Origin of the sequence: Polaribacter filamentus, from assembly GCF_002943715.1 — a bacterium.
GTDB lineage: Bacteria > Bacteroidota > Bacteroidia > Flavobacteriales > Flavobacteriaceae > Polaribacter > Polaribacter filamentus.
Map to the genome: position 1 here is coordinate 888,822 of NZ_MQUA01000013.1, position 26,751 is coordinate 915,572.

Annotated in this window: 27 protein-coding genes and 1 pseudogene; 1 reads left to right on the forward strand and 27 read right to left on the reverse strand. The window is 32.6% G+C overall.

Going from position 1 to position 26,751, the window contains the following annotated elements:
- Positions 1 to 66 precede the first annotated feature (66 nt).
- The 13 genes and pseudogenes from BST83_RS06135 to BST83_RS06195 all read right to left on the reverse strand — a co-directional run bounded on the left by BST83_RS06135 (position 67) and on the right by BST83_RS06195 (position 13,803).
- Positions 67 to 318: an SDR family oxidoreductase gene (locus BST83_RS06135; RefSeq protein WP_104809024.1), complete on the reverse strand. Its 252-nt coding sequence runs from the start codon at positions 316 to 318 to the stop codon at positions 67 to 69.
- Positions 296 to 958 carry an aspartate/glutamate racemase family protein gene (locus BST83_RS06140; RefSeq protein ID WP_104809025.1) on the reverse strand — a complete coding sequence of 221 codons (663 nt, stop codon included), beginning with the start codon at positions 956 to 958 and terminating at the stop codon, positions 296 to 298. Before BST83_RS06140 ends, BST83_RS06135 begins: the two co-directional genes overlap by 23 nt.
- A 46-nt stretch (positions 959 to 1,004) precedes the next feature.
- Positions 1,005 to 1,735 (reverse strand): annotated as a pseudogene (locus tag BST83_RS06145) (flavodoxin family protein).
- Between the two features lie 79 nt (positions 1,736 to 1,814).
- Positions 1,815 to 2,762 carry an L-histidine N(alpha)-methyltransferase gene (gene egtD / locus BST83_RS06150; protein ID WP_104809026.1) on the reverse strand — a complete coding sequence of 316 codons (948 nt, stop codon included), beginning with the start codon at positions 2,760 to 2,762 and terminating at the stop codon, positions 1,815 to 1,817.
- Between the two features lies 1 nt (position 2,763).
- Positions 2,764 to 3,912 (reverse strand): ergothioneine biosynthesis protein EgtB, encoded by a 1,149-nt coding sequence (egtB, locus tag BST83_RS06155; RefSeq protein WP_104809027.1) that lies wholly within the window; start codon positions 3,910 to 3,912, stop codon positions 2,764 to 2,766.
- A 502-nt stretch (positions 3,913 to 4,414) separates the two neighbouring features.
- Positions 4,415 to 6,601, reverse strand: coding sequence for an acylase (locus tag BST83_RS06160; RefSeq protein ID WP_104809028.1), 2,187 nt, complete (start codon positions 6,599 to 6,601; stop codon positions 4,415 to 4,417).
- Between the two features lie 233 nt (positions 6,602 to 6,834).
- The gene (locus BST83_RS06165; protein WP_104809029.1) at positions 6,835 to 7,275 is read right to left on the reverse strand and encodes a hypothetical protein; all 441 of its coding nucleotides are present in this window, start codon (positions 7,273 to 7,275) and stop codon (positions 6,835 to 6,837) included.
- Between the two features lie 73 nt (positions 7,276 to 7,348).
- On the reverse strand, positions 7,349 to 8,695 hold the full coding sequence (locus BST83_RS06170) for a sulfatase-like hydrolase/transferase (RefSeq protein ID WP_104809030.1): 1,347 nt from the start codon (positions 8,693 to 8,695) through the stop codon (positions 7,349 to 7,351).
- A 173-nt stretch (positions 8,696 to 8,868) separates the two neighbouring features.
- Positions 8,869 to 9,198 (reverse strand): type I restriction-modification enzyme R subunit C-terminal domain-containing protein, encoded by a 330-nt coding sequence (locus BST83_RS06175; protein WP_104809031.1) that lies wholly within the window; start codon positions 9,196 to 9,198, stop codon positions 8,869 to 8,871.
- Between the two features lie 692 nt (positions 9,199 to 9,890).
- Positions 9,891 to 10,967 (reverse strand): DUF418 domain-containing protein, encoded by a 1,077-nt coding sequence (locus BST83_RS06180; protein ID WP_104809032.1) that lies wholly within the window; start codon positions 10,965 to 10,967, stop codon positions 9,891 to 9,893.
- A 246-nt stretch (positions 10,968 to 11,213) separates the two neighbouring features.
- On the reverse strand, positions 11,214 to 12,413 hold the full coding sequence (locus BST83_RS06185) for a serine hydrolase domain-containing protein (protein ID WP_104809033.1): 1,200 nt from the start codon (positions 12,411 to 12,413) through the stop codon (positions 11,214 to 11,216).
- A 143-nt stretch (positions 12,414 to 12,556) separates the two neighbouring features.
- Entirely contained in the window at positions 12,557 to 13,492 is a 936-nt protein-coding gene (locus BST83_RS06190; RefSeq protein WP_104809034.1) for an IS3 family transposase, read from the reverse strand.
- Positions 13,393 to 13,803 carry a helix-turn-helix domain-containing protein gene (locus BST83_RS06195; RefSeq protein WP_104809035.1) on the reverse strand — a complete coding sequence of 137 codons (411 nt, stop codon included), beginning with the start codon at positions 13,801 to 13,803 and terminating at the stop codon, positions 13,393 to 13,395. Before BST83_RS06195 ends, BST83_RS06190 begins: the two co-directional genes overlap by 100 nt.
- A 682-nt stretch (positions 13,804 to 14,485) precedes the next feature.
- Here BST83_RS06195 and ltrA point away from each other — a divergent pair.
- Positions 14,486 to 15,766: a group II intron reverse transcriptase/maturase gene (gene ltrA / locus BST83_RS06200; RefSeq protein WP_104808356.1), complete on the forward strand. Its 1,281-nt coding sequence runs from the start codon at positions 14,486 to 14,488 to the stop codon at positions 15,764 to 15,766.
- Positions 15,767 to 15,829: 63 nt separating this feature from the next.
- Here the strand turns inward: ltrA and BST83_RS06205 are convergent, their stop codons facing one another.
- From BST83_RS06205 to BST83_RS06270, 14 genes are all read right to left on the reverse strand, one after another.
- Complete coding sequence (locus BST83_RS06205; RefSeq protein WP_240614673.1) at positions 15,830 to 16,498, reverse strand: class I SAM-dependent methyltransferase; 669 nt, start codon at positions 16,496 to 16,498, stop codon at positions 15,830 to 15,832.
- 159 nt (positions 16,499 to 16,657) lie between these two features.
- A complete protein-coding gene (locus BST83_RS06210; protein ID WP_104809036.1) occupies positions 16,658 to 17,254 on the reverse strand; it encodes a hypothetical protein in 597 nt (198 codons plus the stop codon).
- Positions 17,255 to 17,426: 172 nt separating this feature from the next.
- Positions 17,427 to 17,951 carry a hypothetical protein gene (locus tag BST83_RS06215; protein ID WP_104809037.1) on the reverse strand — a complete coding sequence of 175 codons (525 nt, stop codon included), beginning with the start codon at positions 17,949 to 17,951 and terminating at the stop codon, positions 17,427 to 17,429.
- A 224-nt stretch (positions 17,952 to 18,175) separates the two neighbouring features.
- Complete coding sequence (locus tag BST83_RS06220) at positions 18,176 to 19,297, reverse strand: Shedu anti-phage system protein SduA domain-containing protein (RefSeq protein ID WP_104809038.1); 1,122 nt, start codon at positions 19,295 to 19,297, stop codon at positions 18,176 to 18,178.
- A 72-nt stretch (positions 19,298 to 19,369) separates the two neighbouring features.
- Positions 19,370 to 20,374 carry an IS30 family transposase gene (locus tag BST83_RS06225; protein WP_104809039.1) on the reverse strand — a complete coding sequence of 335 codons (1,005 nt, stop codon included), beginning with the start codon at positions 20,372 to 20,374 and terminating at the stop codon, positions 19,370 to 19,372.
- 209 nt (positions 20,375 to 20,583) lie between these two features.
- Positions 20,584 to 21,243 carry a hypothetical protein gene (locus BST83_RS06230; RefSeq protein WP_104809040.1) on the reverse strand — a complete coding sequence of 220 codons (660 nt, stop codon included), beginning with the start codon at positions 21,241 to 21,243 and terminating at the stop codon, positions 20,584 to 20,586.
- Between the two features lie 171 nt (positions 21,244 to 21,414).
- Entirely contained in the window at positions 21,415 to 21,762 is a 348-nt protein-coding gene (locus BST83_RS06235; protein ID WP_104809041.1) for a hypothetical protein, read from the reverse strand.
- 144 nt (positions 21,763 to 21,906) lie between these two features.
- A complete protein-coding gene (locus tag BST83_RS06240) occupies positions 21,907 to 22,434 on the reverse strand; it encodes a DUF6933 domain-containing protein (protein WP_104809511.1) in 528 nt (175 codons plus the stop codon).
- Between the two features lie 155 nt (positions 22,435 to 22,589).
- A complete protein-coding gene (locus BST83_RS06245) occupies positions 22,590 to 23,525 on the reverse strand; it encodes an IS3 family transposase (RefSeq protein ID WP_104809034.1) in 936 nt (311 codons plus the stop codon).
- A complete protein-coding gene (locus BST83_RS06250) occupies positions 23,426 to 23,836 on the reverse strand; it encodes a helix-turn-helix domain-containing protein (protein ID WP_104809035.1) in 411 nt (136 codons plus the stop codon). The genes BST83_RS06245 and BST83_RS06250 overlap by 100 nt, the downstream gene beginning before the upstream one ends.
- 200 nt (positions 23,837 to 24,036) lie before the next feature.
- Positions 24,037 to 24,378, reverse strand: coding sequence for an amidohydrolase family protein (locus BST83_RS06255; RefSeq protein WP_146092122.1), 342 nt, complete (start codon positions 24,376 to 24,378; stop codon positions 24,037 to 24,039).
- Between the two features lie 35 nt (positions 24,379 to 24,413).
- Positions 24,414 to 24,953 carry an amidohydrolase family protein gene (locus BST83_RS06260; protein ID WP_146092123.1) on the reverse strand — a complete coding sequence of 180 codons (540 nt, stop codon included), beginning with the start codon at positions 24,951 to 24,953 and terminating at the stop codon, positions 24,414 to 24,416.
- Between the two features lie 136 nt (positions 24,954 to 25,089).
- Positions 25,090 to 26,001 carry an IS3 family transposase gene (locus tag BST83_RS06265; protein WP_104809045.1) on the reverse strand — a complete coding sequence of 304 codons (912 nt, stop codon included), beginning with the start codon at positions 25,999 to 26,001 and terminating at the stop codon, positions 25,090 to 25,092.
- The gene (locus BST83_RS06270; RefSeq protein WP_104809046.1) at positions 25,956 to 26,339 is read right to left on the reverse strand and encodes a helix-turn-helix domain-containing protein; all 384 of its coding nucleotides are present in this window, start codon (positions 26,337 to 26,339) and stop codon (positions 25,956 to 25,958) included. The genes BST83_RS06265 and BST83_RS06270 overlap by 46 nt, the downstream gene beginning before the upstream one ends.
- Positions 26,340 to 26,751: the final 412 nt, after the last annotated feature.

Consider the following 26,751-nt stretch of genomic DNA (forward strand, 5'->3'; position numbering starts at 1 on the left):
CATTTTCATTCGCCCACACAGTTTTTTATTTCGCCTTCTTTTTGGTGGTTCGTCCATACCAGAAACTTACAATACTCTATCTATGTCTTGCAATGCCAAATCAAAATCTTTACGACTATTATAATCGCCTCTTCTTATTTCTAAGCCTAAGTCTTGCGCTCGTTCAGGAGTACGTGCAATTCCTATTACATTTTCATTTCCAATTTCTTGAATTAAATGTTGTGCAATTGAAGCACCTAATTTTTTGCTTGCTGAAGTTATGGTTATTTTAATGTTTTTATTATTTAATAACTCATTAAACTGTTTTAACCGCTTCAACTATTTGTACCTGTGCCATATCTAAAAGGTTTTTGTTATTTATAGGATTAAAAATAGATAACTCTGTGCAAGCCAATACAACTGGGTTTTTCTCTGTATATTTTTTTATCAGTAAATAAAATTTTGTAATTAATTCATCTGTTTCTTTATTTGCATAAATTTGTTTTCGAACTTCATCTATGAGCAGCATATCTTTTTGTGTTGGAAGTTCTATTTCTATTCCATTGGCATTAAAAATGGAAGAAATATAGTCTGATTTCATCGTGTATAAGGACCCAAATAATACGATTTTATTCCAATTGTGTTGTTTGATTTTTGAGACCGCTAAATGAATGGGATGAATAACACTTTTCTCAATCACTAAACGGTCAATGGTTTCATGCAGCGTAATGTTTGGTATCAACATATGTATGATATCCATTTGTTCTAATTCATTTAAACGCTTTTGTATAAGGTTGTCTAATTCCTGCGATGTGTGAGGTAAAAGCGAATTGATTGTATCAAAATTGGTATTTAATAGTAGGAAAGGACAGGTGCTATATCCACCTGTTTTTTGATTGTAATGTCTGTTCAACTCTTTTATAAAAAAAAGGGTAGAACGACTTCCTAACCCTAACACACCAAACTTAATTTTTTTCATTATGTCGTTTTAAGAGAAAATAATCTGTAAATAAATTACCTGCTTTTTAGCGATATTCTGGATTATCAAAATTCCATCTTGTTCCATCGTCCCATTCTTCTCTAGAATTCCCGTAGCTTGGATAACCATCTTGTTTTTTTAACATGGCAGCTAAATGCAGTAAATTGTAAGTCATAAAAGTAGTATTTCTATTGGTGAAATCTGAATCATAACCAACAGGGGTTTTTAATTTTTCTCCGTTCCACTCTGTGTCACCATAACTTGGCCCTGGACCAACCGTTCCTATCCAGCCGCAATCTGCCTGTGGTGGTATAGAATATCCTACATGCTGTAAGGAGTATAATATCCCCATGGCACAATGTTTAATGCCATCTTCGTTTCCTGTTACCATGCAACCACCTACTTTACCATAAAAGCTATACTGTCCTTTTTTATTTGTTTGCCCACTCATTCCATATAACCTTTCAATTAATTTTTGAGCAATAGATGATTTCTCTCCTAACCAAATTGGAGTACCTACAATAAGGATGTCTGCTGCAAATATGCTCTCAAAAAGTGCTGGCCATTCATCTACTTCCCACCCATGTTCTTTCATATCTGGATAAACACCAGTCGCTACATCATGATCAATTAGCCTAATTTCTTCTACCGAAACATTTTCTTTTGCCATGATAGATTTGGAAACTTCAATTAGTTTTGAAGTATGGCTCTTTATAGGTGATTTTTTAATGTACAATTTACATAAATCGCTTTTAAGTCTTTAAATTTTTCATTCATAATGTTTGAATTATTTCGATTTTATCCAATATAACTTTTTATACTGGGCTTTAAGATTTTACAGGATATATGCCATTTATTAATCCCTTTTTAGAATATAATCAGCAAAGTAAGCTTTGCTATCCAGTATTTTAGTTTGTATACTAAAGTTGGTATTGGCAATTATATTTTCAATCAATTGGTCGTTGTATTTTCTTGAAATTTCGGTGTGTATTTTTTCCCCTTCGGCAAATGTATAGGAGTTTCCTGTGGCATTAATTTCTACAGTTTGATTTGTTGTGCTAACAATACAACTTTTGGCAATTCCTTCTTTTTCTGTGTATTCTGGTTGGTGCTCAAAATGATTGAGGTTAAAGTTTGCGCCTAATTCTTTATTTATTCTATCCAAAAGATTTAGATTAAATTTTGCTGTAATTCCTTTTTTGTCGTTATAAGCAGGTAGTACAATTTCTTTTGCTTTAATCAAATCTACGCCTAATAAAATTTTGTCACCAGGTTGTAAATTAGCGCCAAGATTGTAAATAAACTTGAAAGCCATTTGGTCCTGCATGTTCCCAATATTCGACCCTAAAAATAATACTACTTTTGGTTGTTTACTATTTTTTAAGGAAGCCAAGACTTCGAAATAATCCCCTTGTCGAGTTTGTACACGCAGATTAGGAATCTGCGTGTTTAAGTCTTGTTCTAAAAGCTTCAATGCATTAGACGAAATATCGATAGGGAAGTAGTCGAAATTATAATTCTGCTTGTCTAATTCACGTAATAATTCTTTGGTTTTGGTGCCATCTCCAGCACCTAGTTCTATCAATTCGAAATAGGAATCTGTTTGTACACCAATGGAATCAATTAACTCTTGGGTTTTATTTTGAAAAATCTCTAATTCGCTACGAGTTAAATAATATTCGGGTAAATTCATTATTTCTACAAAAAGGGCGTCTCCTTTTTTATCATAAAAATATTTTGACGGAAGCGATTTAGGGTTTGACGACAATCCTTTGTGAACTTCATTTTTAAAATTTTCGTTCATGTTATTTGATTAATCTAATTCCGGTATATTGCCATCTCTCCGAAGGGTTAAAAAAATTGCGATACGTATTTCTACTATGATTTTTTGATGTGGCCACCGAAGCACCACGAAGTATCATTTTGTTTATCATAAACTTTCCGTTGTATTCGCCAACCGCACCATTTTCTTTTTTGAATTCTGGGTAAGGCAAGTAAGCACTGTTTGTCCATTCCCAACGTTTGCCCCAGTTAAATTGTAGTGAAGCTATTTCCCATTCAAATTCTGTTGGTAATCGCATTCCTTTCCATTCGGCAAAAGCATTGGCTTCGTAATAATTAATATGGCTAAGAATAGCATTTTTATTTACTTTTTGTAATCCTGCTAGTGTATAATAATGCCATTCGTCCTTTATTTTGTGCCAATACATTGGCGAGTTTATTTGGTTTTTATGTACCCAATTCCAACCATCATCCAGCCATAAATTGAAATCTGAATATCCGCCTGCTTCCATAAATTCGAAGTATTCACCATTGGTTACTAAATACTTGTTTATTTCAAAATTAGGAACATACACTTTATGAGCGCCCAACTCATTATCGTAACAAAAATCATTTCCTTGATAGCCAATCTTATATAGACCTTCTGTTATTTTTATGCTTTCGTTTGTCGAATTGGTGTCTTTAACAAGGTTATAATCGTTATGAAAAACAGGGAAAAATGGATTGTGTCCCAACATATATTTTACATCCGTAATTAATAATTCTTGATGTTGTTGTTCGTGATTTAGCCCTAATGTTACCAAATCGAGTATCTTTTTATCGTCTGTGGTTTTTAGGAAAATTTGCATTTTTTCATCTACATAATTTCGGTAAGCATAAATTTCATCTATACTTGGACGCGACATATTGCCACGGTTGGCTTGTAAAATTCTGTCGCCAACTGTATTATAATAACTATTAAAAAGAAAGTTAAAATTTGTATTAAAAACGTTGTAGTTTGTTGCATTAGGCATTAAAATAAAGGTTTCGAAAAACCAAGTGGTGTGCGCTAAATGCCATTTTGCAGGACTCGCAAATTTCACCAACTGAATGACATAATCTTCGGGTTTCAAATGACTGCAAAAAGCAACAGTTTGATTTCTTACGTTTATATATTTTTCAGTGATATTCATTTTTAGATTTTGCTTCTTTTGGTTATCCCGTAAGCTAATGATTTTATTCTTTACATCTGGAGTTCTTGTAATAAATCTAAGGCTTACAGCAATCTCATAAATTAACCATATTTTTTCAAGTAAAAACGATTTGGAATAAGCTTAAGAAAATAGTAATATAAGAGAGACTTTGATTTTTCCTGTTTAGACCTTAACTTCCTTTTAGATTTTCTGTTAGAAGTGAAAAATAATCGGGTATATTTTTTAAATAGTTAATTTACTTCTTTCTCTGCAGGATCAGCAAGTTAAAATATTTATTGATTAGTATCTGCTTTTAAATGAGATTAATCAAGCCTAATGGCTAGTATATGATTAGTTGCGTGTTTTAAGCACCTAATTTACCAAATACAAATCAATTAGAAAAACCGCAAGGATTTTCAAAAGTAGGGGAGTACTAGCAATAAATTATAAGTATGTTATAGCAGGTTTTTATTCAGTTGATAGTATTCCTTTTTATTATAAGTTATTGTTGTTTGTCACCTGGATGATAGGTGGCTTTAGCTCGTTTTTCAACGTCTGACCTATAAAATGCCACATCTTTAAATAAACCCTTTGCATAACGCTGTGTTTGGTCATCAAAATGTGGCGAATTTGGATTTCCACTTTGACCGCCAACTAACATCGTTTTAGCCTTTACTTTATCACCAAACTCCACAACAGCTACAAAGCTATTTCCAGAAGTGCCGTATTGTCGTTTAGTGTGCTCTCCAAAACTGGTGCCGAATGAGGCTAAAGCTCCCCAAAAACTTGAAACCATTCCGATAGGAAGACTTGGTTTTGCATCATTAAATTTTTGAACAACCTCACCATCGTTTCTTTGATATCTATTGAATGCTCCCCAAGGTGTTTGCCATGTGCCAAAATCTACTTCTAAATTGTCTAAAGCAATTTGAAATACCTCCAAGCGTTCTGCTGGTAAAGCTGTTTTGCTCATATAATCAAATACTTCTAATAATGGTATTTGTCTATTAAGAATTTTACCTGACTTGAAATATGCGTTTACATAAAACTGTGTCAGCGTCATGCCAACAGAACTTTCAGATACCCTAAAATCCCAATTCTTTAATAAAGCAATGGCTTCTTTAGCCTCTTGCGTCTTAATGGGCGTTTTTTGCGCTGCATCCAACAAACCACTAATTAATAGATCGGCTCCAGGCAAATAGGTGTCGTACGCTAATTCAATTAAAGTATCTAGTGTTAAATCTTCGGCTTTTGTCAATAATGGAATAGCGTGTATGCCTCTAAAATTCTCTGGGAAAGAGGTCATGTATTTTGGATAATCTTCCCGCTTTGGGCTGTATTCAGCAGCGCTTGTAAATGGTGTGGAATTACAATTTTGTATCCAACCATTTGGCGGATTCAATACCAATATATTATCTTCCAAAGGATGTAACCCGTTCCAATCGGTTTCAGGATTACTGCCATCTACCGGTTGTCTGTAATCAAATTTTTCATTTCTCTTTGGAATAAAGTTACCATGATAGTAAGCAATCGTGCCGTCTGCATCAGCGTATACTGTGTTATTAGAAGAATTGGTTCTAATATCCATCATTTCATAAAACTCTTTATGATTCGATTTTTTTGTTCTTGTAAAAGATTGTTCCAAGGCTTTCACCGGACTCCACATTAATGCAGTTGAAACCCACTTACCATTATTGGCATGTGTAATAGGGCCATGATGTGATCTATAAGTTATAAATGTTTTTTCTTCAAATCCAGTTGCAGATTTATACTTTAAAGTAACTTCCGTAGAATCTAGAGGACGTAATTCATCACCGTATTTATAGGATGTTCTGGAACCCTTTTTAACGATCGTTTCTTCAAATTCATCAATAATATCTGTTCCCGTAGAGGTATGCATCCAACCTGTTTTTTCGTTAAATCCTTGATAAACAAAAAATTGCCCCCAAGTTACTGCGCCATATGCATTTAAACCCTCTTCACTTACTACGTGTACTTCGCCCCGAAAGAAGAACGATGTATGCGGATTAATAAGCAACATAGCATTACCTGATTTTGTTTTAGCTCCGGAAATTGCAAATCCGTTGGAACCTCTTGGCTCATCATCATTCAACCTAATCAAGCCATCATTAATAGCTACTCGGTTATCATTCGTTTTATCATAAAAAGCTTTAATTTTATTGGTAGAAACTCTTTCAATATCGCCTCCTATAGAACCTTCACTAAAATACATTGGCATCCAAGGCTCAAAATGAGTGATTAATTTGGGTTGTACTTCAGGATGCGTTTTTAGGTAAAAATTAACTCCATCGGCAAAAGCAACACATAACTCTTGAAGCCATTTAGGGCTATTGTTATAGTTTTTAATAGCTTCTTTTTTGGTCATGTATAGGTTGGCGCGCAAGTCACTGTACAAAGATGCTTCGCCATCTACTTCAGCAAGTCTACCAAGGGCCCAAATATAATTGCGTTCAACACGGTTAAAATCGTCTTCGCATTGCGCATATAACAATCCAAAAACTGCATCGGCATCCGTTTTCCCATAGATGTGTGGCACACCAAAATCATCTCTTATAATTTCAGTATTTTTAGCATGTTGTTGCCAGCGTTGTTCTTCATTAGTACTATTTTTTTCCTTTTTACAGCTTACAAAAGAGATAATAAAGAATAATAAAAATAAACGATTCATAATTGATTTTTTTTGATGGTTTAGATTGAAATTAATGAAGCTTCAGTAATAACTGTCAATATCAGCATTTTCATTGTCATTTCAAATTGTGCAAAGTGTTTTTGTATGATCAGTGGCGTGTTTTAAGCACTAAAGTTAGCAAATACAAAACCAACTAGGAAAATCCGTGAGTGTTTTTGTAAGTGTACAATTACTAGCAATAAATTATACAAGGTGTTGTAGGTTGTATTTTATTAGCAAATAAATTCGCTTAATTCCGTTTTTAATTTTTTTCCTTCTTTTCGTGCTTTTTCATCCAAGAAATATCCAATGATTCCGCCGACCAAAAGTCCAACTAAAAGTGATAAAAGTCCAAAAAAGACAGTTACCATTAAGCCAATTAAAGCACCTATCTGTGTATAATACCAAGGAATTGTGAATGAAAATTCCGCTTTCAAAAACTTGATAAAGTTATTTAATTCTTTTTTAACTACAATATTATCTTTTTCAATTTCGAAGTTTTGCCTAATTAATTTTAGTGCAGAATCTAGTATTTCTGCTTTTGGCTTGATGTTATTCATGAAACGAATTTCAGTTAATAGTCGAATGAATTTTTCAGAATACTTTTTGTTTTTAGGATTATCAGTATTTTTTCTGATTTCAGTTAGAATGTCTATTGTTTTTTGTATTTCCATAATATTGTTTTTTCAAATGTTTTACAACGGTTTTGATAAAATGCGTTTTTATCTTTTGCTGTAGGCTTTTTAGCTAGTCAATCGGTTCCAAAGGCAAGACAAAAGGTTCGAGCATTTGATTATCCAGTAGTTGAAAATCTGATTTCAATTGAGTAAATTTTTCAGTATTAATATCCTTTAAATTAATTGTTTCCCCAGGGTCATTTGAAATATCAAAGAGAAATTCTCCCTCTGCTGTTTTTAAATATTTCAGCGTGTCATCTAAATAGGCATTTTGTCTCTTTCGATTTGTAATTCTCCAATAAAATTTACGAGGGGTTAATTTTTTAAAATCTTCCAGATAAGACATCAAATTAATGCCATCAAATAGAAGGTTGTCTGGAATTTTGGCTTTGCTAGCAGCTAACATTGTTACAGTCCAATCCATAGTTATAACGGGCTGACTACTCACCGAACCTGCGGTAATTACATCAGGCCATCGAACGGCTGCTGGTACCCTAAGGCCCCCTTCATACAAGGTCAATTTCTGACCTTGAAATGGACCCATGTCTGAATATTGAACACCACCATGATCACTAGTGAATATAATCAGAGTTGACTTTTTTAAACCTGCCACTTCTATCGCTTTAAGTACTCTCCCAATATTGGTATCTAGATTTTTAACCATTCCGGCAAATATTTCCGGTGATCCACCGCTTAAATGACTAACATTATCTGGATAGGGATCATCTCCAGGCAACTGCCAGGGCCAATGAGGAGAAGTGTATTGCAGGCTTATAAAAAATGGTTTGTCATGTTTCTTGGAAATAAAATCAACAGTATAATCCGTAATAAGGTCTGTCAAATAGCCTTCTTTCTCAATAGGTAGATCATTTTCATATAGAATAAGTTCGTTATTGAAAGATTTATGGTCTATGTAATCGGCAGCACCACCCGAGATACCAAAGAACTGATCAAAGCCATGCTTACTAGGGAAAAAATCGGGAACTGCTCCAAGATGCCATTTACCGAATAATGCAGTTTCATAACCACTTTCTTTAATCATGGATGAAAGGGTAGGAATACTTGGGGATAGCCCCATATTAATATCATCAGCATTCATTCTCAATGGTTCACGTAAACCGATTTCATTCCTCGCCGGATATCTTCCTGTCATGAGCGCAACACGAGTTGGAGTACAAACTGGTGCACCAGCGTATGCATTTGTAAATTTCATGCCTTCATTGATGAAAGCATCTAAAACAGGAGTTTGATATTCAGTTCGGCCATAAATACTGAGATCAGCATATCCCATATCATCTACCATAATGTAAATTATGTTAGGTCGATTGTCACCAGATTCATTGGGAGTGCATGAAGTAATAATTCCTACGAGTATGAACCAAAAAATAATTTGGAGTTTCAATTTGAATGTTTTCATAATATTTTATTTAGACTTGTATTCAACGTTGTAACGCAACAAAACGTTATTAATTTTTGATGTTACCAAACTACTAATTTAAGTTCAATAGTAATCATTTCAATTGGTGTTTTATGACTAATAATTTTACAGGGTCTATTAGTAAGTTTTTACTTAATAACTTGCAATGGCTTTTACGCTGTCTTATATAAATACTGCTGAAATTTAATAAATAAGTTTCTAATCTTTATTACATCACCGCCTAGTTCTGCAATGCCATGTTGTTGCGAATGAAACATACTCGACAATAAAACAGGGAGCTTATTTTGGTCTAATTCGCCTACACCAGTTTCAATATATTTGCTTAATACAAATGCAATAAACGCTTTCTGTTTTTCATTCATCAATGTAAAAATAGTTGCTTCAGCAGCAGCCACACGTTCTGACCGTGTTAAAGGCTTTATTTCGCTGTTAAAAACATACTCCAACACATCAAACAAGTCGCTATTTTCTGCAGCCACCAATTTACGAAGTGCATTTAATTCTTTAGCACCTTAACCTGCAGCCTCTAATTTTTCGAGCAACGTTTTTCTTGTCATTGGATTACTCCACAATTCTCGTAATTCCGCTTCATTTTTAAATAAACTAGGTATATCTCCCATTAGATTATTTAGAAAATCTTTAGAAGTTATTGGCTTACCACTTGCATCCCAAAACAGAGTCTGGGTAGTATGTTGAATGGTTAATTCTTTACCATTTTTTAATTTTACGCTAACTTTATTCTTGCAAGTAGAAGGTAGGTTTCCGTAAATCTCACATTCCTTTGGTAGTTTTACTTCACAAACACAAGGTTGCTCACCGCATATTTTAGTACGAGATCTTATCTACTTCAACAATGCCATAGAGCTAATGTCTAAATTTACCATAGAAATTGTTTGTTTTTTAACTCAGTTCTTTGTTGCCCAAAGCCCTATACTTAAAACTACAAGTACACTTTCAAGGCTTAAAAGAAAAGGTTACAAACCCAAGGTAGATTACATAAACAAGATACAAATTTCAATTTGGTGAACCGCCGTATATGTGCACGAGGGTTAAATGTCCTGATGGACATTTGTTCCGAAGGGTAGAAATTTGTTTTCCCTATGTACGTTGGTGTGAGAGGCGCACTGGCTACTTTTTGGCAGTCAGCCGTCTACATCGATTGTAGCCAGTTTTTTTAATCCGTAACCTTTCGCATAATCCATTCTAAAGGTCCAGAAGTTTTATACTTTCTCCAAATAACTGCAAATACGATACATAATAAACTAAATACCAATGCATAAACTACAGAAAATTCAACAGAATAATTTCCCATTTTCGCTGGATTAATTGCTTCAATAATTCCCATTCCGATAATTACGTGTGCCACATAAAAGGTCAATGCTAATTGTCCTGTTTTGTTTAAGGCGTCAATTATTTTATTGTTTTCAAACCGTTTAGCAATTATTATACAAGCTGAAATTATTGCGAAGGCAATTGCACTACCATTGAACATATAAATTGGTAGTGGTGGCATTGGATTGGTTCCAAGTATTTCCGTTAATTCCTTTGCTGTTTCTTGGTTTCCTTCTGATAAAAAAGAAATAGATAAATACGAAAGAGCTTGGATAGAAACAAAAATGATTGAACTAATCCAAAATGTTTTCTTTATGAATTTATCATTGTGTAAATCCCGTTTTCCAAACCAATAACCAAACAACATAAAAGCAGTCCAAGGAATTACAGGGTGAAAACCATTGAAAAAGAGATTTCTCATAAACCCTTTGGCAGTCCAAAAGTCTTGATAGTCTAAGGTGTTAAAGTCCCATCCAGTTTCGTAGTTCCAAAATGTCATTAGTATTGGGAAAGCAACGATTAAGGTAATTGCGGTAGCTATCAGGGTTCTTTCTTTACTGGTCAATAATAGAATCGTAATTGCCATATAAATACCATAGAAATGAAGAATATCTGCTGGCCAAATTGCTATGTATGAAATACCGACAATAAACAAAAACAGTGCTCTTTTTAGTATTCTTCCCCGTACAATTTTTAATTTGTCTAGGTCTTTATTTTTAATAGCAGAATTTGTCATTAATGCAAGTCCAACACCTGCCAAAACAACAAAAGTTGCAGCCGCTTTTCCGTCAAAAACACTTGCAAAAGATTTTACCCAACTAAGTCCATTTTCACCAAAAACAACTTTAAAATTTACAATTATCATTCCGATAACTGCCAAGGCTCTTGCAACATCAATTCCGATTATTCTTTTCTTCATTTATCGTTTTTCTAATTGGCTACAACGGCTGGGCTATGGTTAGTGCGGGATCAAAAGGAACTGTCCTTTCGATTAAGCACTTAGCCAAACCTTTTTATTTTGTTTTATTTTTTCATTTATAAAGCCAAATTTATTTCATATTTCCCTATCGGGTAATCTAAAAGATTTGGCGGCCTTGGTTAAAAGCACTAAACTTTGGATTAAGCACTAAACCCTTATTAATTATAGCCATTGTTACCAGCTGGCTTATAATTTAGTTTCATATTCTTCTAATTTTTTCCATATGTCTATAAATTCTTTTATTCCTTCTTTTTTAAGGTCGGTATTGACAATCAAAAGTTTTCCGATTTTAGTTTCAGTGTTGAAAAACATATGGGTTGCGACTCCTGGGTCTCCACCAGTATGACCTATTTGTCCTTGCGCTGAAATACCCATAAAAACACCCATATTATATTCGTCATTATAAGCACTTTCATTTCTTTTATTATAATTTTTATCAGTCAGTTGTGGTCTAAATAGTTCCTCATAACTTTGCTTATTTAAGATGCTACCATTACCATTATTACCTGCAATTAATTCGGTTAAGTATTTCCCTAAATCAGTAGAAGAAGTAATTAAACCACCATCAGGATAATTAACCAATTGATAAAAAGCTAATTCGGTTTCTTTGTCTTTGTATAATTTAGAATGTTTTGAAAAATCTACTTCAGTAAATGACCAACCAGAATTGGACATTCCTAAAGGTGTAAGAATATGCTCGTTGGTAAATTCGTTAAATGATTGATTGGTTGCCTTTTCTATTACCAAGGCGGCTAATCCTGCGGCAATATTTGAATACTCAAATATTGCTCCCGGCTTTGTCTTTAAAAAATTATTTTTCTTATGCCATTTTCCATCTTCACTTAAAATATTCTTTAAAAATTCATCTAGGACCATTTTTTCATCAGGTGAGCGAAAATTACTATTTACTTTGGCTACCCCATTATCATTTTCTTTCAAAATATATCCATTCTTCTCATATCTAGAAGGGTCTTTAATACTAGAGGTGTGAGTTGCCAATTGTCGTATTGTAATTTGCTCATTGGGAAAATACGGATTATTTACATTAAACGATAAGTGTTTATTTATGGGGTCGTCTAAATTTAGTTTCCCAAGCTCTTGAGCTTTAAGTAATGCAATGCCAATAAAAGTTTTGGAAATAGAAGCAATGTTTTGAATTGTATTATTAGTGTATTTCTTGTTTGCTTTAATGTTAGAATACCCAAACCCTTTTTCATATAGAATGCCATCTTGATTTACAATAGCCACAGAGAATCCATTAATATATTCTCTTGAACATATATTCTCAAGTTCTTCGGTCAATTTTCTTAAAATAGAATCATTTGTTTGACAATACATTGAGCTAACAAGAATATTTAAGATTAATGTTATAACTAATTTTTTCATTTATTTTGAGTGTGTCTTATCCTATTATACGTTGACCTTTTTTAAGGTTAATAATTGCTTTTCAAATTTATACTTTATTGCCGGAACATTGATAACTTTTTTAAAAAATTCCCTCCGGGTTTTAAAAAAGTTACCAACATTCCTTACGTATTTAAAATAGATTTTTTCATTTTTCTATAAGATTTGTATTTGTGTTGTTGGTTTTTGTGAGCAAACTCGGGTGTTTTCAACTCTACTGAGTAATGTCTTCTATGGTTGTTATAAATTTCAATAGCCTGTTTGACCATTTTTTGAGCTGTTTTAAAGTTTGGAATCGTTTTCCCTAATCCAAATTCTTGTTTTAGAATTCCATTAATCCTTTCAGCTACAGCATTTTCGTATGGGCTTGAGTTTTGAGTTGTACTTAAAGTCATGTTTTTTGCTTTGGCAAAATCTGCAAAATCAGGACAGCAATATTGTATCCCTCTATCAGAGTGATGAATTGTGTTTTGATGTTTGTAAATTCGATTATTGCCAGCCATTTCCAGAGCATCTTTTACTAGTTTTACTTTCATATTTGTATCTATTTTATAGCCCATTACTTTTTTAGAATAGGCATCCGTAACCAGCGCTAAATAGGCATGTTGTGATGCTAATTTAATGTAGGTTATATCGCTTACAAATACTTGTTCTGCGTTTATAATTTCAAGGTTTACAGTTAAATCTTCTGATTTGTAAAAGCCATGATTAGAGTCAGTTGTAATATGATATTTTTTAGTTTTCTTAATCAATAAGCCATAGTTTCTCATTAAGGCGTAGAACTTGTCACGCCCCATTTTAATGCCGTTTTTGATTAAATCACCCTTGATATCCAAATATACTTTTGCACAACCATAACGAGGCTGTAAAAGCCTAATGGGCTTTATTAGCTCAAAGATAATAAGTGCTTGTTTTTGTTCTAATTCTTGTTTTTTGATTCTTTTGTAATAAGCCTGTCTGCTTATACCGAAGCATTGGTGGATCCATTTCTCTTTGAAAGGTCTTTCATTTTTTTCTCCACTTCTTTGTACAGTGCTTCGGGCAATAACTTTTTTGCGAATCCAAGATTTGTACTATTCTCAAAATCAGCGATTATCATTTGTTGAAAGTCTTTAACGAACTCGAGTTCTTCGACACGTTCTTTGAGTTTTTTAAGTTCTTGATTTTTACTCATTGTTTTAGAATTTTGTTCAAAGGAACGCAATTTTTTCATCCAATAGGTAATAGATGATCGAGAAATTCCATGCAATTTAGCTGCATAATTTACAGAAATCTGACCGTTTGTAATTTGGTCAATGATGGAAAGTTTGAGATCAAAACCAATTTTTTGATACTTCTTTTTTGGACAGGGGTGTTTTTTTGTTAGTGTCATAAGTTGCTAAAAGTGTTTAATTTTTTGTCAACCTATTTCAGGAATTGTCATATTTTTTAATGAGGCACAACGGTTTGTGTATGGTTAGTGGCGTTTTAAAGAACCAAAATTTTAAGTTTATAACAGAGCTTTATTAAAAGAATGAACTTCAAATTTAGCACTATGTAGCCATTAACTATACATATTGTGTGTGCCCAGTATGGGCATCTTTAACTTATCGCAAGATAAGTTATTCAACTAGAGGGTGCAAGTCCCTTATGCACAGGAGTAACGTCTTGAAGCATTAGTAAGTCGCAAGGGTGGTAACTGCGAAGTTACATCTGAAGAAAGCGAGACTACAAAACTCGGTACTGACGAACAGAAATCGTATACAGAGGCATATTTACTTGGGTAAGCAAGCACATCATTGTAACGCCCAAAAGAGTAACAAAAGGGTAAGTATGTAGATACGGCAGGAATTGAGTGAAAGAAGATGCCATTACCTGGGGAGGTCTCTAGAGCCACGAGTTGGCTGTATAGAGAAGTCAGCAGAAGTCATAGTACTTACAGGAAACGAGGAGGGGAAAACCCTCACGGTCTCACAAGTAAGGAAGGACTGAACATTAAATTACGTTGTAATTCGACTAGGAGGCGTTGCTAGCCTAGTCTTAGCTCAACAGGAGTAAACAAATTATTTAAAACTATGATTGCCCAAGTATTAGAAGCTACGAATCTTTATAAAGCAGCACGTCAAGTTATGCGCAATAAAGGAGCAAGCGGAATAGACAGTATGTCGCATCAAAAACTCCCTGAATACATTAGGGAAAATAGGTCAGAACTACTGCTATCCATTTGTAATAATAGCTATGTACCACAAGCAATTTTAGGAGTAACGATCCCTAAAGGAAATGGTAAAACCCGACTTTTAGGAATACCAACGGTAGTAGACAGATGGTTACAACAGGGGGTAAACCAACAATTAATGACTAAGTTCGAATACGAATTTGAAACCTTTAGTTACGGATTTCGCCCACAGAAGAACATCCAAAAGGCAGTACTACAAGCCCAGCGATACATCAATGATGGCTATCAGGATATTGTAGATATTGACTTAAAAGGATTCTTCGATGAAGTAGACCATTGCATCCTACTGCAACTTATTTACAACAAAGTACAATGCCGAACCACCTTGCGTTTAATCCGAAAATGGCTTAGAGTTCCCATTTCAATAAATGGAAAACTTTATAAACGCCGAAAAGGAATTCCACAAGGCAGTCCAATAAGTCCATTACTATCTAATATTATATTAGACGTTCTGGATAAAGAAATGCAAAAACAAGGGGTACGATATGTGCGTTATGCAGACGATTTTAGTATGTATGCTAAAAGCAAAAGCGAGGCAAAACGAATAGGAAATAGCATGTATTTGTTTCTTAGAGACAAATTAAAGCTCCCTATAAATGGTGCTAAAAGTGGTATACGCAGACCTGTAAATTTTAAATTGCTAGGACACGGTTTTGTGCCAATCTATAAGAAAGGCATAAAAGGGCAGTATCAACTAGTTGTAAAACAGGAAAGTTGGGAAAAGTTTAAGCGCAATCTTAAAAGTTTAACCAAGAAAACCAAACCAATGTCTTTACTAGAAAGACTCGAGCGACTAAATCAAGTTTGCAGGGGCTGGATGAATAATTACCGATTAACAAACATTTATGCTAAACTTAAAAAGTTGGATGAATGGTTGCGAAATAGGTTACGATATTGCATTTGGCATGATTGGAAAAAACTAGAAAGAAAACGTAAAAGCCTAATTCGATTAGGAATAGAAAACGGACAAGCGTATGCTTGGAGTAGAACAAGAATGGGAGGCTGGGCAGTAGCCCAAAGCCCTATACTTAAAACTACAATTACCCTTTCTATACTTAAAAGAAAAGGTTACAAACCCATGGTAGATTACATAAATAAGAAGCAAACTTCAATTTGGTGAACCGCCGTATACGAGACCCGTACGTACGGTGGTGTGAGAGGCGCACTGGCTACTTTTTGGTAGTCAGCCGTCTACTCGATTGTGCTTTCGTTTATTTTGTTTTGCTATTAAAACTGTATGAATTTCTATTCCATTTTGCTTTTTATATTCGACATCTTCATTATTCAGTATTTGGAAATCATTTTCAATTAATTCAGATTTTATTTTGTTTAGTTCGTGATAATAGAAAAACATTCTACTTCCATTACTTCCCGTCTGGTATTTAGAGTGCTCATACTTCCCTTCTACGAAACTGAGATATAATATTCCTTTTTCGGTTAATAATTTTGCGCAATTTTCGATTAATTCTTTTCTATCTTTTTTTGATAAATAGGGTATTATAAATCCACAAACAATAGCATCAAATTTTCTTTCTATTTTTTCAATAAACCTAACGTCCATAACTTCAAAATTGGCTGTTGGGTTGTTTTTATTTGCCAATTCAATCATATTTGGTGAAACATCAAGTCCCAAAATATTAAAATCAGGTTTTTTTGAAATGAGATATTTAGTGATATTTCCTGGTCCACATCCGAGTTCCAATATGTTAGGTTTTTCAGTTTCTATTAAATTACAGAATATATCATAAGTAGTGTTGTATAAATCTAAATTCATAAACTTGTCTTCATACAAATTTGCGACCTTATTCCAAGTGTTAAATGTTTCGGTATATTTATCTGTAATCTTGTTCAATTTTCGGTTGGTTTTTAATGAAGCACAACGAGTTTTTATATGATTTGTGCGACTGGAAAATCGGAGATTTTTCGGACGTAGCAAATTGTTTGTTGAATGTTTGTCGTTTGTACTAGTTCAAATGTAAGCATAAATTATATGAGGTGTTGGCTGTAGTTTTTAATCGTTAATATTTTCTATCAGTTTATATTTTTCTTTAACAAGTTTTGTTCTTTTCTCTCCAATCGGTTCTGTTTTTAAAACACTTTCAATTTCGATGAATTTATTGGCAAAAGCATAAAATTTTTCAGTAGTAATAAAATTCTCTAACCAGTCAGCAAAATCGATTAACTCGTTTTGGTCTTTTGAATAAATCAATTGTTCAGCTAAACTCGAATATTCCCAATTTGAATTCTCAGATTTATCAAAGTCAAGCAATTCTTTGTTTAAAAATTTGTCAATCAAATACGTGTTAGAGTAAAATGTCTCCATAGCCTTTTTCTCAGCTTGTTTAATCCGTTTAGTTTTAAAAAGGGTAATTGTCCATTCAAACAGAAAAATTGGAAATCCGCAGTCATCTGGAAAGTTTTTTTCGAACCAGTTGTAATATCTTAAAGCTCCTGAATAATCGTTTATTTTCAAATATAATTCTGGTGGTAAATAGCGAAGTCCTCGACTATCATCATAATATCCTCCCCAACGTTTTTTATCAGCAGAAAGCGCACGTTTTATTTTCGTGATTTTATTCTTTATTCTTTCTACTTGTTTTGGTGTCATTTTTATCTTTTTCGTGTTATTACAGCCAACGTGGTTGTGTAAGGAAAGTTGCGTATTTAGAAACGTAATTTTCCGATTTAAAGATAATGTAATTTAATAAACGGAAATAATAATGATTACAATAATTAAGAAATTTTTTTTACACGGTGTTGGCAACTGGCTTTATTCAGACTCAATCTTTTTTATTATAACTTCCATTTTCATTGGTAGTTGTATCGGGATTGGATTTATTGTCGGGTATTTTAAAGGTTTTTCGGATGGAAAATAAGCTATCTTTTAGTTGGATGTTTTCTATAACTAAATCATAATCAGCTTTAGTTTTTTTATAGTCAGACACTAAATATCCAGACCAAAAAATAATATTAATAATAAAAATTAAAATGGTAACAATTACAGATTTATTAGTGTTTTCTAAAGTCCGCCAAAAAGAGCTATCTTTTTTAACTCCATTGTCTTCAATAAACTCAATAGAGTTTTCTAATATTTTCAAGCAATCGTTCATATGTGAAATATTTCCACGACTTGCAAATGAATACCATTTTTTTGCAGAATTGTATAATAAAGATTCAGCTCCTAAATATTTCAGTAATAAGTCAGATAATTTAGATACCCAACTACTATCAAAGTCAGATGGATTTTTCAGTTTTTCTTTATGCCTATTTAAAGACTTTATTGCTTTTTTATCTGTATTATTCATTTTTTGCTTGTTGCCAACGTTTATGTATAAGAATAGTTGCGGGTTTGTATGCGAGGATTTTCCGAAGGAAAATCAGACGTTACAAACACGCAACGACCTTTGATTAAGCACTAAACCGCAATTATTTTTATACGGTGTTATGTGCTGCCTTTTTTATTCTTTATTATGACAAATATAATACGCTCTTTCGTATAATTCATCGTAAGTGACTATTTCAATGTTTTTTAGATTTTTCCTAAACATTTCGAATGATGAGAATTTTGTTTCATTAATTTTCCATCAATAATAAACTCATTTAGATTTCCAATTAAAATAAAAGCCTTTGGATTGTATAAATACAATGTTTCTCCGGTTAAATTATCTTGTCCGTCTTTTATTTCTGTTTTTGTAGAAAAGTCTTTAATAGCTTTATGAACTGTACGTTGAACTTGAGCAATTGCTCCAGCAAGAGAGTCAGAAATTTGCCAAGATTCTCCTCGGTATGCATTCTTTACAGGTTTTAATAGTGAATCACTATTTAACTTTAATTCACAAAAGCAAAGAGAATTAATAGCTCCTAAAGATTTAAATAAAGCATCAGTCCTTTTTCCACCCGAATTAAAGTTTGAGCCAGAAGTAACTTGTTCAAGTTTTTTTGAATTTAATTCGGAATTAAAAATGTAATCTAATTCATAGCCTAAAATCCAAGTATTTTTTTCGAAAAACTTTTGCCACACAAGTTCATTACTAACTTTTTTGTTAGATTCATCTTCTAATTTACTTTTAAATTTTTCAAAGAATTCAGTATCTGATTGTAGTTTGTCAAATATTTCTAACTGTGTTTTCCTGTATCCAAAATTTATTAAATCTTTAGTTGTTACATTATTATTTAGAGCATCCTGAAGTAGCTCTAAATTATCTTCGATAAGTTTCCCAGCTTGATTTTTATTTAAAAGCATTTGAGCCAAATCAGAATCTTTGACATTAAATTTACTCTCATTAGGAAAATCAGTTTCTTTAATACCTTTTAAAAAAAAGTAAAGTCGTTCAATTTCAAATCCGTGAAAAGAGGCTTCTCTTACTTTATTTTTAATTGGATTATCTTCAATACCAAATTGTTGAACTATCAGTTTTTCTATTTGTCTTTGGTCTTCAAGGAATATTGCTTTTAATTGTCTTTTGCCATTTAACGATACTCCAAGTGTTTCTTGGTCTTTTAAGATATATTCATTTTTTTCAAAGTCTAATAGTTTGTGAGCAAACCGTTTTTCCCTTTTATCATATGGTGATTTAAAGGATTTAGAAAAGTATATTTTGTCTAACGTACGTTGAAGAGCGTGAAGTTTATCTTTTCTTTCCTCGTCCATAGTTTAAATTTTTATTGGGTTTCTTGGATTCAACGTTGTAATGCAACAAATTGTTATTACTTTTTGATGTTACTAAGCTACTAATTTTAGTTCAATATTGATCATTTCAAGAGGTGTTTTATACCCAATAATTTTTCGTGGTCTATTGTTAAGTTTATCTTGTATAATTTGGAGTTGATTTTCGCTAATTTCATTAAAGTTTGTTCCTTTAGGTAGATACCTTCTTATGAGTCCATTTGTGTTTTCATTAGTACCTCTTTCCCAAGAAGAATATGGATGAGCAAAGTAAATTTTCATACCGGTATTTTCAGTAATTTTTTCATGTCTTGCCATTTCAATTCCATTGTCATACGTCATAGATTTTTTAAGATTATTGTTTAATTGATTTAACTTTTTAGAAAATTCTTTAGCCACTTCATCTGCTTTTTTAGAGTTTAATTTTACTATTATAGTAAATCTTGTTTTGCGTTCAACAATGGTTCCAATAGCACTTTTATGATCTTTTCCAATGACTAAATCACCTTCCCAATGTCCAGCTTCAAGTCTAAGTTCAATATGTCCAGGTCTATTGTCAATACTGACTTGATTGACTATTTTACTTCCTCCACCACGTCTTTTTTTAGAGGGGTTTCTTGTTGTTTTTTTACGAACGAGCAGCTTGATTAGTTTTTTATTTAAACTAGCTTGTGGTCTTGTATAAATGTGTCTATATATTGCTTCGTGAGAAATAGCCATTATAGGATCATTCGGATACAATTCTTTAAGTCTCCCAGAAATTTGTTCAGGAGTCCAATTGGATAAAAGTCCTTTATATACAAAAAATCTTAACAGAGAATATGTACTTATTTTATCTCTATTCCTTTTGTTAGCGTACTCATCTTTTGCATTCCAATGTGCTAGTTCAGCATCATAAATATCATTATTATCTAGCACCCATTTATTGATTTCTCTGGAGATTGTAGAAGGTGCTCTATCAAGAGTTTTAGCAATGTATGTTTTGGTCTTTTTTTCGTTTAAAAGTGTCTGAATTTGGACTCTTTCTTTAAGGGTAAGTCGTCTGTGTTTTTTTACTATCATTTTACAAATCTATAAATTTAGATTTGTTGCGTTAAGTTATTGAATGGAAGTAACTTTTCCGCCAGTTTTTTACAACGTTGTTGTGTAAGAAAAGTTGCGTAATTTAAGCACTAAAGTTAGCAAATAAAACACGGGTAGAAAGTCCGCGAGGACTTTCATAAATTGGCTTTTACCAGCAATTTTTTTTACACGGTGTTGGGCATAGTTTTTTATTCGTAATACATTTTAAATTTCTCAAAAGTTTCTTGTCTAGGAATATTTAATGTCATTTGATAATATCCATCTTCTTTTGATAAAATCTGATAAATATATTTATCTCCTTTTACACTAAAATTTGACCTTGTTTCATTGTTACTTTCCACAAAGACTAATTCAAATTCGGTTTCGTTAATCCAATTATAAGTCAGTTTTGAAAATGTATTATTAGAAAATGAGTCCGTCCATTTTCCTTTTTCCATTTTTACTCTTGTTGTATCTCCAGCAACTTCGAAATAATAAAATTCCTTTTCATTTTTAAATTCCTTGAGTTGCTTTTTCGAAATTTCAGGTTTTGGCTTTTCCGTTATTCTCGTCACTGCTTCTTTTGGCGGTTCCAATCTGTCTAATAAATTTCGGAATTCCACACAATTTCTTTGAAGTCTATAATAAACTTGTTGTCCGATTTTTTGAGTTTGTGATTGCTCAAATTTTCCTAAATATGGATAAAGTTGCTTTTCGTATAAAGTGTTTATTTTCAGTGTATCATTTTTAATTTCCAAATTTTTTAAGTAATCACACATTACATAAGAAACAGAATCAATTCCTGTCATCGTTTGTGAAAATGTAATATTGGAAATTCCAATTAATAATATTATTAATACTTTTTTCATTTCGTTTAAATTATGCCCAACGTGGTTGTGTATTGAATGTTGCGGCTTTGTGAACGAGGAATTTCCAACGGAAATTCAGTAGTTTGCAAAGAAGCAATAAGTTTTAGTCTAGCCAAATATAGCAATATTTAATACACGGTGTTGTAAACAGTACTTTTTCATTCGCAATTATTAATTCAGACTTTCAATTATCAAATTCAAGAGTTCATACGCTCCAATTCCTAATCCAGTTCCAATTAACATCCAGTAAATTCTTTGTTTTTTATCGGCTTGAACGATTTGTTTTTCAATTGTCTTTCCGTTTTTAACTAATTCCAATTCTATTTCTCTTTTATCGAATTGTTTGTATTTCGATTTCAGAATAAAATTTTCAGAATTCAGGTTTAGCTTGTGCTTAATTCCAGAAAAAGAGAATTTTTCAGAAACAGTTTTTCCATCTAATAAAACTTTTTCAATTCCGAATACAGAATTCATAAATTCTATTTTGTGGTTTTCAATATTAAATTCAGCATATTTCATTTTTTGTTCAGTTTTTTTTCGGTATTGTTTACAACGTTGTTGTATATGGTTTGTTGCGTGTTTCAAGCAACTAATTTAGTAAATAATTACTGACCAAGAAAGTCCGCGAGGACTTTCGTAAGTAGACGAGAAGCCAGCAATAAATTATATACGGTGTTGTGCGTAGGCTTTTATTGTTTCGTCCATTTTCTCTTTCGGATATTTCCATTTTAGCATTTTATTCGGTGAGCTATTTAGTCTACCATTTAAATCTCTAAAATTCATATTATCATAATCACCAAATTCATATTTCCAATCTTCAAGAAATAACAGACAATTATTTAGAGAACCATTCGTACTTCGGTCATTATTTGTTTCATACAATTTAGTTTCTCCTATTATTTTTTCAACCAATTCATATTCAATTATAATTCCGTCGTAGATTAATTGCGCATAAAAAGTTTCTTTGAAAATAGAAGATAAATTTTTCAAATCAGTTTTTTTTACATTTGGTAAAATCAGAAGATATTTGGTCAGTTTGTTAATTAACAACCAACATTTTTTATGACTTACATAAAATAGAGTAGAAGTCCAATCGCCTAAATATTCGTTTTCAATTTTGTCATTTTCACATATAAATTCTTTCGTAACTTTTTCCAGTTTTCGAGTTGTAAATATTTTAGTTTGGCTCATTAATTTCAGTATTTTACGTTCTGTTTGTCTTCTCCTGAAATAGGTTGTCAATTTTTGTTATGAATTTTATGATCAAAAATAGTGTTTAGTAATCGGAACATTGATAACTTTTTTAAAAAATTCCCTCCGGGTTTTAAAAAAGTTACCAACATTCCTTACGTATTTAAAATAGATTTTTTCATTTTTCTATAAGATTTGTATTTGTGTTGTTGGTTTTTGTGAGCAAACTCGGGTGTTTTCAACTCTACTGAGTAATGTCTTCTATGGTTGTTATAAATTTCAATAGCCTGTTTGACCATTTTTTGAGCTGTTTTAAAGTTTGGAATCGTTTTCCCTAATCCAAATTCTTGTTTTAGAATTCCATTAATCCTTTCAGCTACAGCATTTTCGTATGGGCTTGAGTTTTGAGTTGTACTTAAAGTCATGTTTTTTGCTTTGGCAAAATCTGCAAAATCAGGACAGCAATATTGTATCCCTCTATCAGAGTGATGAATTGTGTTTTGATGTTTGTAAATTCGATTATTGCCAGCCATTTCCAGAGCATCTTTTACTAGTTTTACTTTCATATTTGTATCTATTTTATAGCCCATTACTTTTTTAGAATAGGCATCCGTAACCAGCGCTAAATAGGCATGTTGTGATGCTAATTTAATGTAGGTTATATCGCTTACAAATACTTGTTCTGCGTTTATAATTTCAAGGTTTACAGTTAAATCTTCTGATTTGTAAAAGCCATGATTAGAGTCAGTTGTAATATGATATTTTTTAGTTTTCTTAATCAATAAGCCATAGTTTCTCATTAAGGCGTAGAACTTGTCACGCCCCATTTTAATGCCGTTTTTGATTAAATCACCCTTGATATCCAAATATACTTTTGCACAACCATAACGAGGCTGTAAAAGCCTAATGGGCTTTATTAGCTCAAAGATAATAAGTGCTTGTTTTTGTTCTAATTCTTGTTTTTTGATTCTTTTGTAATAAGCCTGTCTGCTTATACCGAAGCATTGGTGGATCCATTTCTCTTTGAAAGGTCTTTCATTTTTTTCTCCACTTCTTTGTACAGTGCTTCGGGCAATAACTTTTTTGCGAATCCAAGATTTGTACTATTCTCAAAATCAGCGATTATCATTTGTTGAAAGTCTTTAACGAACTCGAGTTCTTCGACACGTTCTTTGAGTTTTTTAAGTTCTTGATTTTTACTCATTGTTTTAGAATTTTGTTCAAAGGAACGCAATTTTTTCATCCAATAGGTAATAGATGATCGAGAAATTCCATGCAATTTAGCTGCATAATTTACAGAAATCTGACCGTTTGTAATTTGGTCAATGATGGAAAGTTTGAGATCAAAACCAATTTTTTGATACTTCTTTTTTGGACAGGGGTGTTTTTTTGTTAGTGTCATAAGTTGCTAAAAGTGTTTAATTTTTTGTCAACCTATTTCAGGAATTGTCAGTAATTTGTATTAAACACAACGTTTATGTATAAGAATAGTTGCGGGTTTGCGTGCGAGGATTTTCCGCAGGAAAATCAGATGTAGCAAACACGCAACTACCTTTGTTTTAGCACTAAACCGCAATTATTTTTATACGGTGTTAGGCACAGTTATTCTTTCAATTTTAAAAATATTGCTGCATTATTATAAAAAATATCTTCTTTCTCTTTATCTGTCAAGAAATCAAGACTTTTTAGGAAATTAATTGATTTTTCAATAGCATATGGAAATTTCATTTGATCAGAGCCAAACATTACTCGATTTAGATAACCAGCTTCTTTTGCGTTTTTGATAAATTCTTTAATATAGCGTTGTGTATTAGGTTCTACCCATAACATTACTGCAAGATCTGTATAGAGTTGTGGATAATAGGCCATGAGCCTAAGAGCATGCTCTGGCCAATCTTCTCCACCAGCATGCATCATATAAATTCGAAGTTTAGGATATTTCACCAAAACATCTTCAATTGTATATGGATCACCTAATTTTAATCTTGCTTTTGGTGACCAAGAATATGTTCCACCAGGATCTCCCCCCCCATGTGTACAGCCACAGGAATATCATATTTTTCACAAATTTGTAAGTAAGGCTGCCAAATAGAATCACTTAACGTTGTCCCACCGTAATAAGGCGCGGTTTCTCCGAAAACTTCAATTTTATTATCTTTCACCATTTGTTCAAATTTTACAGAATCCATGTCATAATCATCTGGTGTATACATTAAAATACCTCTTATGATACGTTGATTACTATCTTTTGTTACCCAATTCTCAACACTTTCAGGATTACCACTTACCATTGCCTTAACGATATTAAATTTTTCAAATGCAGCAAATGTTTCTAAACGGTGTGATTCTGCATTTTTTGAACCTTTATTACCGTAATAATCTTGGTCTGGTTCTTTTCCTTCAAATTCACTTTCAGTGTAGGAGTGAATATGCATGTCAATAATCTTTGTATGGGTTTGTGCAAACAAGGATAAATGAACTAAAGTAGAAGTCAGTAATATAATATTGAACTTTTTCATGGTATTTTGTCTTATCCTATTATACGTTGACCTTTTTTAAGGTTAATAATTGCTTTTTAAATTTATACTTTATTGCCGGAACATTGATAAGTTTTTTAAAAATTCCCCTTCGGGTTTTAAAAACTTATCAACATTCCTACGGCGCTAAAGTAGTAACTTTAACTCGTTTATAATTTTTGTTTTCATGTTGATTGTATTGTAAATGAACTTCTTGTGGTTTTTTTAAATCTAAACTCCAATGCATTCTTTGGTTGTTGTAAAGTGCTACAGCTTCTTTCACCATTTTTTGAGCGATTTCTACAGATTTAATAGTGTTTTTTAATGCAAATTCGTACTTCAAAATACCATTTATTCGTTCTGCAATTGCGTTTTCATAAGGGTCATATTGTTGGGTTGTGCTTAATATAAATCCTTTATTTTGTGCATATTGTGAGTAATCTGGACAGCAATATTGGATTCCTCTGTCGGAATGATGAATGATGTTTTTGTGATTAAAAATGCAGTTTTTATGAGCCATACTTAATGCTTCTTTTACCATCGAAACTTTCATATTGTCTTGCAAGTTCCAGCCCATAATTTTACGAGAATACGCATCGGTTACAAGGGCTAAATAGGCGTGACCCGAATCGGTTTTAATGTAAGTAATATCGCTTACAAAGACTTGTTCGCTATGAGTTATTTTCAAGTCAGTCAATAAATTAGGCGATTTATAAAAGAAGTGTTTGGAGTCTGTTGTAATAAAATAACGCTTGGTTTTTTTAATCAGCATTCCTCTTAAGCGTAGTAAATCGTTTATGGCATCTCGCCCCATTTTGATATTGATTTCCATTAGTTTTGGTTCTAAATATTCGTACAGCTTTCTTGTTCCAGTTTTGGGTAGTGTTTTTCGGTATTCAAGCACTAAATTCAGCACTTTTTCTCTTGCCAATTCTTTTACTTTTTCCCTTTCAACACCTTGATAATAGGCTTGTTTTGTAATCCCGAGCGATTCGTAAATCCATTTTATTTTGAAAGCTTTTTCTTCTTTCTTTGAATTTCGTTTGCCAATCCCTCGGGCAAGTACTTTTTTGAGAGTTCCTCCCCCGTAACTTTCTCAAATTCAACAATTAATTCTTGTTGAAATTCTTTGATTCCTTCTAGATCCTCGATTCTTTCCTTGAGTTTTTTAATCTCATCATCTTTTGAAATAAAGGTTTTTTGATTGGAATAGTTGCTTAATTTTTTCATCCAGTAGTGTATTGTTGTTCGTGAAATATTGTACTTCTTCGAAGCAAAGTTAGCGGATATTTGACCATTATTGATTTGGTCAATGACAAAAAGTTTGTACTCGAAAGTAACTTTTTGATAGCTGTCTTTTCGACAGGCCTGATTTGTTGGTGTTTCCATAGTGTGCTAAAAGTGTTTAATTTTTAGTCAACCTATTTTAGGACGATACATTTTCATAAGTTGTGCCTAACGGTATTGTATAACTAAAGTTGCGTTTTGGCAACCACAATTATTCGTTGGTTAAATTTATGGTTTTTGTTTGTTAGAATCATTCTATATTCCTCTATTTAGCAATTTTGGTTATGCGTTGTGTGTGCCCAGTATGGGCATCTTTAACTTATCGCAAGATAAGTTATTCAACTAGAGGGTGCAAGTCCCTTATGCACAGGAGTAACGTCTTGAAGCATTAGTAAGTCGCAAGGGTGGTAACTGCGAAGTTACATCTGAAGAAAGCGAGACTACAAAACTCGGTACTGACGAACAGAAATCGTATACAGAGGCATATTTACTTGGGTAAGCAAGCACATCATTG

Coding starts and splice junctions, on each gene's coding strand:
- BST83_RS06260 (WP_146092123.1), bottom strand. CDS start 24,953: ATGAAAAAGTTCAATATTATATTACTGACTTCTACTTTAGTTCATTTA.
- BST83_RS06180 (WP_104809032.1), bottom strand. CDS start 10,967: ATGAAGAAAAGAATAATCGGAATTGATGTTGCAAGAGCCTTGGCAGTT.
- egtB (WP_104809027.1), bottom strand. CDS start 3,912: ATGAATATCACTGAAAAATATATAAACGTAAGAAATCAAACTGTTGCT.
- BST83_RS06165 (WP_104809029.1), bottom strand. CDS start 7,275: ATGGAAATACAAAAAACAATAGACATTCTAACTGAAATCAGAAAAAAT.
- BST83_RS06160 (WP_104809028.1), bottom strand. CDS start 6,601: ATGAATCGTTTATTTTTATTATTCTTTATTATCTCTTTTGTAAGCTGT.
- BST83_RS06210 (WP_104809036.1), bottom strand. CDS start 17,254: ATGACACCAAAACAAGTAGAAAGAATAAAGAATAAAATCACGAAAATA.
- BST83_RS06270 (WP_104809046.1), bottom strand. CDS start 26,339: ATGGAAACACCAACAAATCAGGCCTGTCGAAAAGACAGCTATCAAAAA.
- BST83_RS06185 (WP_104809033.1), bottom strand. CDS start 12,413: ATGAAAAAATTAGTTATAACATTAATCTTAAATATTCTTGTTAGCTCA.
- BST83_RS06170 (WP_104809030.1), bottom strand. CDS start 8,695: ATGAAAACATTCAAATTGAAACTCCAAATTATTTTTTGGTTCATACTC.
- egtD (WP_104809026.1), bottom strand. CDS start 2,762: ATGAACGAAAATTTTAAAAATGAAGTTCACAAAGGATTGTCGTCAAAC.
- BST83_RS06215 (WP_104809037.1), bottom strand. CDS start 17,951: ATGAATAATACAGATAAAAAAGCAATAAAGTCTTTAAATAGGCATAAA.
- BST83_RS06235 (WP_104809041.1), bottom strand. CDS start 21,762: ATGAAATATGCTGAATTTAATATTGAAAACCACAAAATAGAATTTATG.
- BST83_RS06230 (WP_104809040.1), bottom strand. CDS start 21,243: ATGAAAAAAGTATTAATAATATTATTAATTGGAATTTCCAATATTACA.
- BST83_RS06225 (WP_104809039.1), bottom strand. CDS start 20,374: ATGATAGTAAAAAAACACAGACGACTTACCCTTAAAGAAAGAGTCCAA.
- BST83_RS06195 (WP_104809035.1), bottom strand. CDS start 13,803: ATGACACTAACAAAAAAACACCCCTGTCCAAAAAAGAAGTATCAAAAA.
- BST83_RS06140 (WP_104809025.1), bottom strand. CDS start 958: ATGAAAAAAATTAAGTTTGGTGTGTTAGGGTTAGGAAGTCGTTCTACC.
- ltrA (WP_104808356.1), top strand. CDS start 14,486: ATGATTGCCCAAGTATTAGAAGCTACGAATCTTTATAAAGCAGCACGT.
- BST83_RS06240 (WP_104809511.1), bottom strand. CDS start 22,434: ATGAGCCAAACTAAAATATTTACAACTCGAAAACTGGAAAAAGTTACG.
- BST83_RS06220 (WP_104809038.1), bottom strand. CDS start 19,297: ATGGACGAGGAAAGAAAAGATAAACTTCACGCTCTTCAACGTACGTTA.
- BST83_RS06250 (WP_104809035.1), bottom strand. CDS start 23,836: ATGACACTAACAAAAAAACACCCCTGTCCAAAAAAGAAGTATCAAAAA.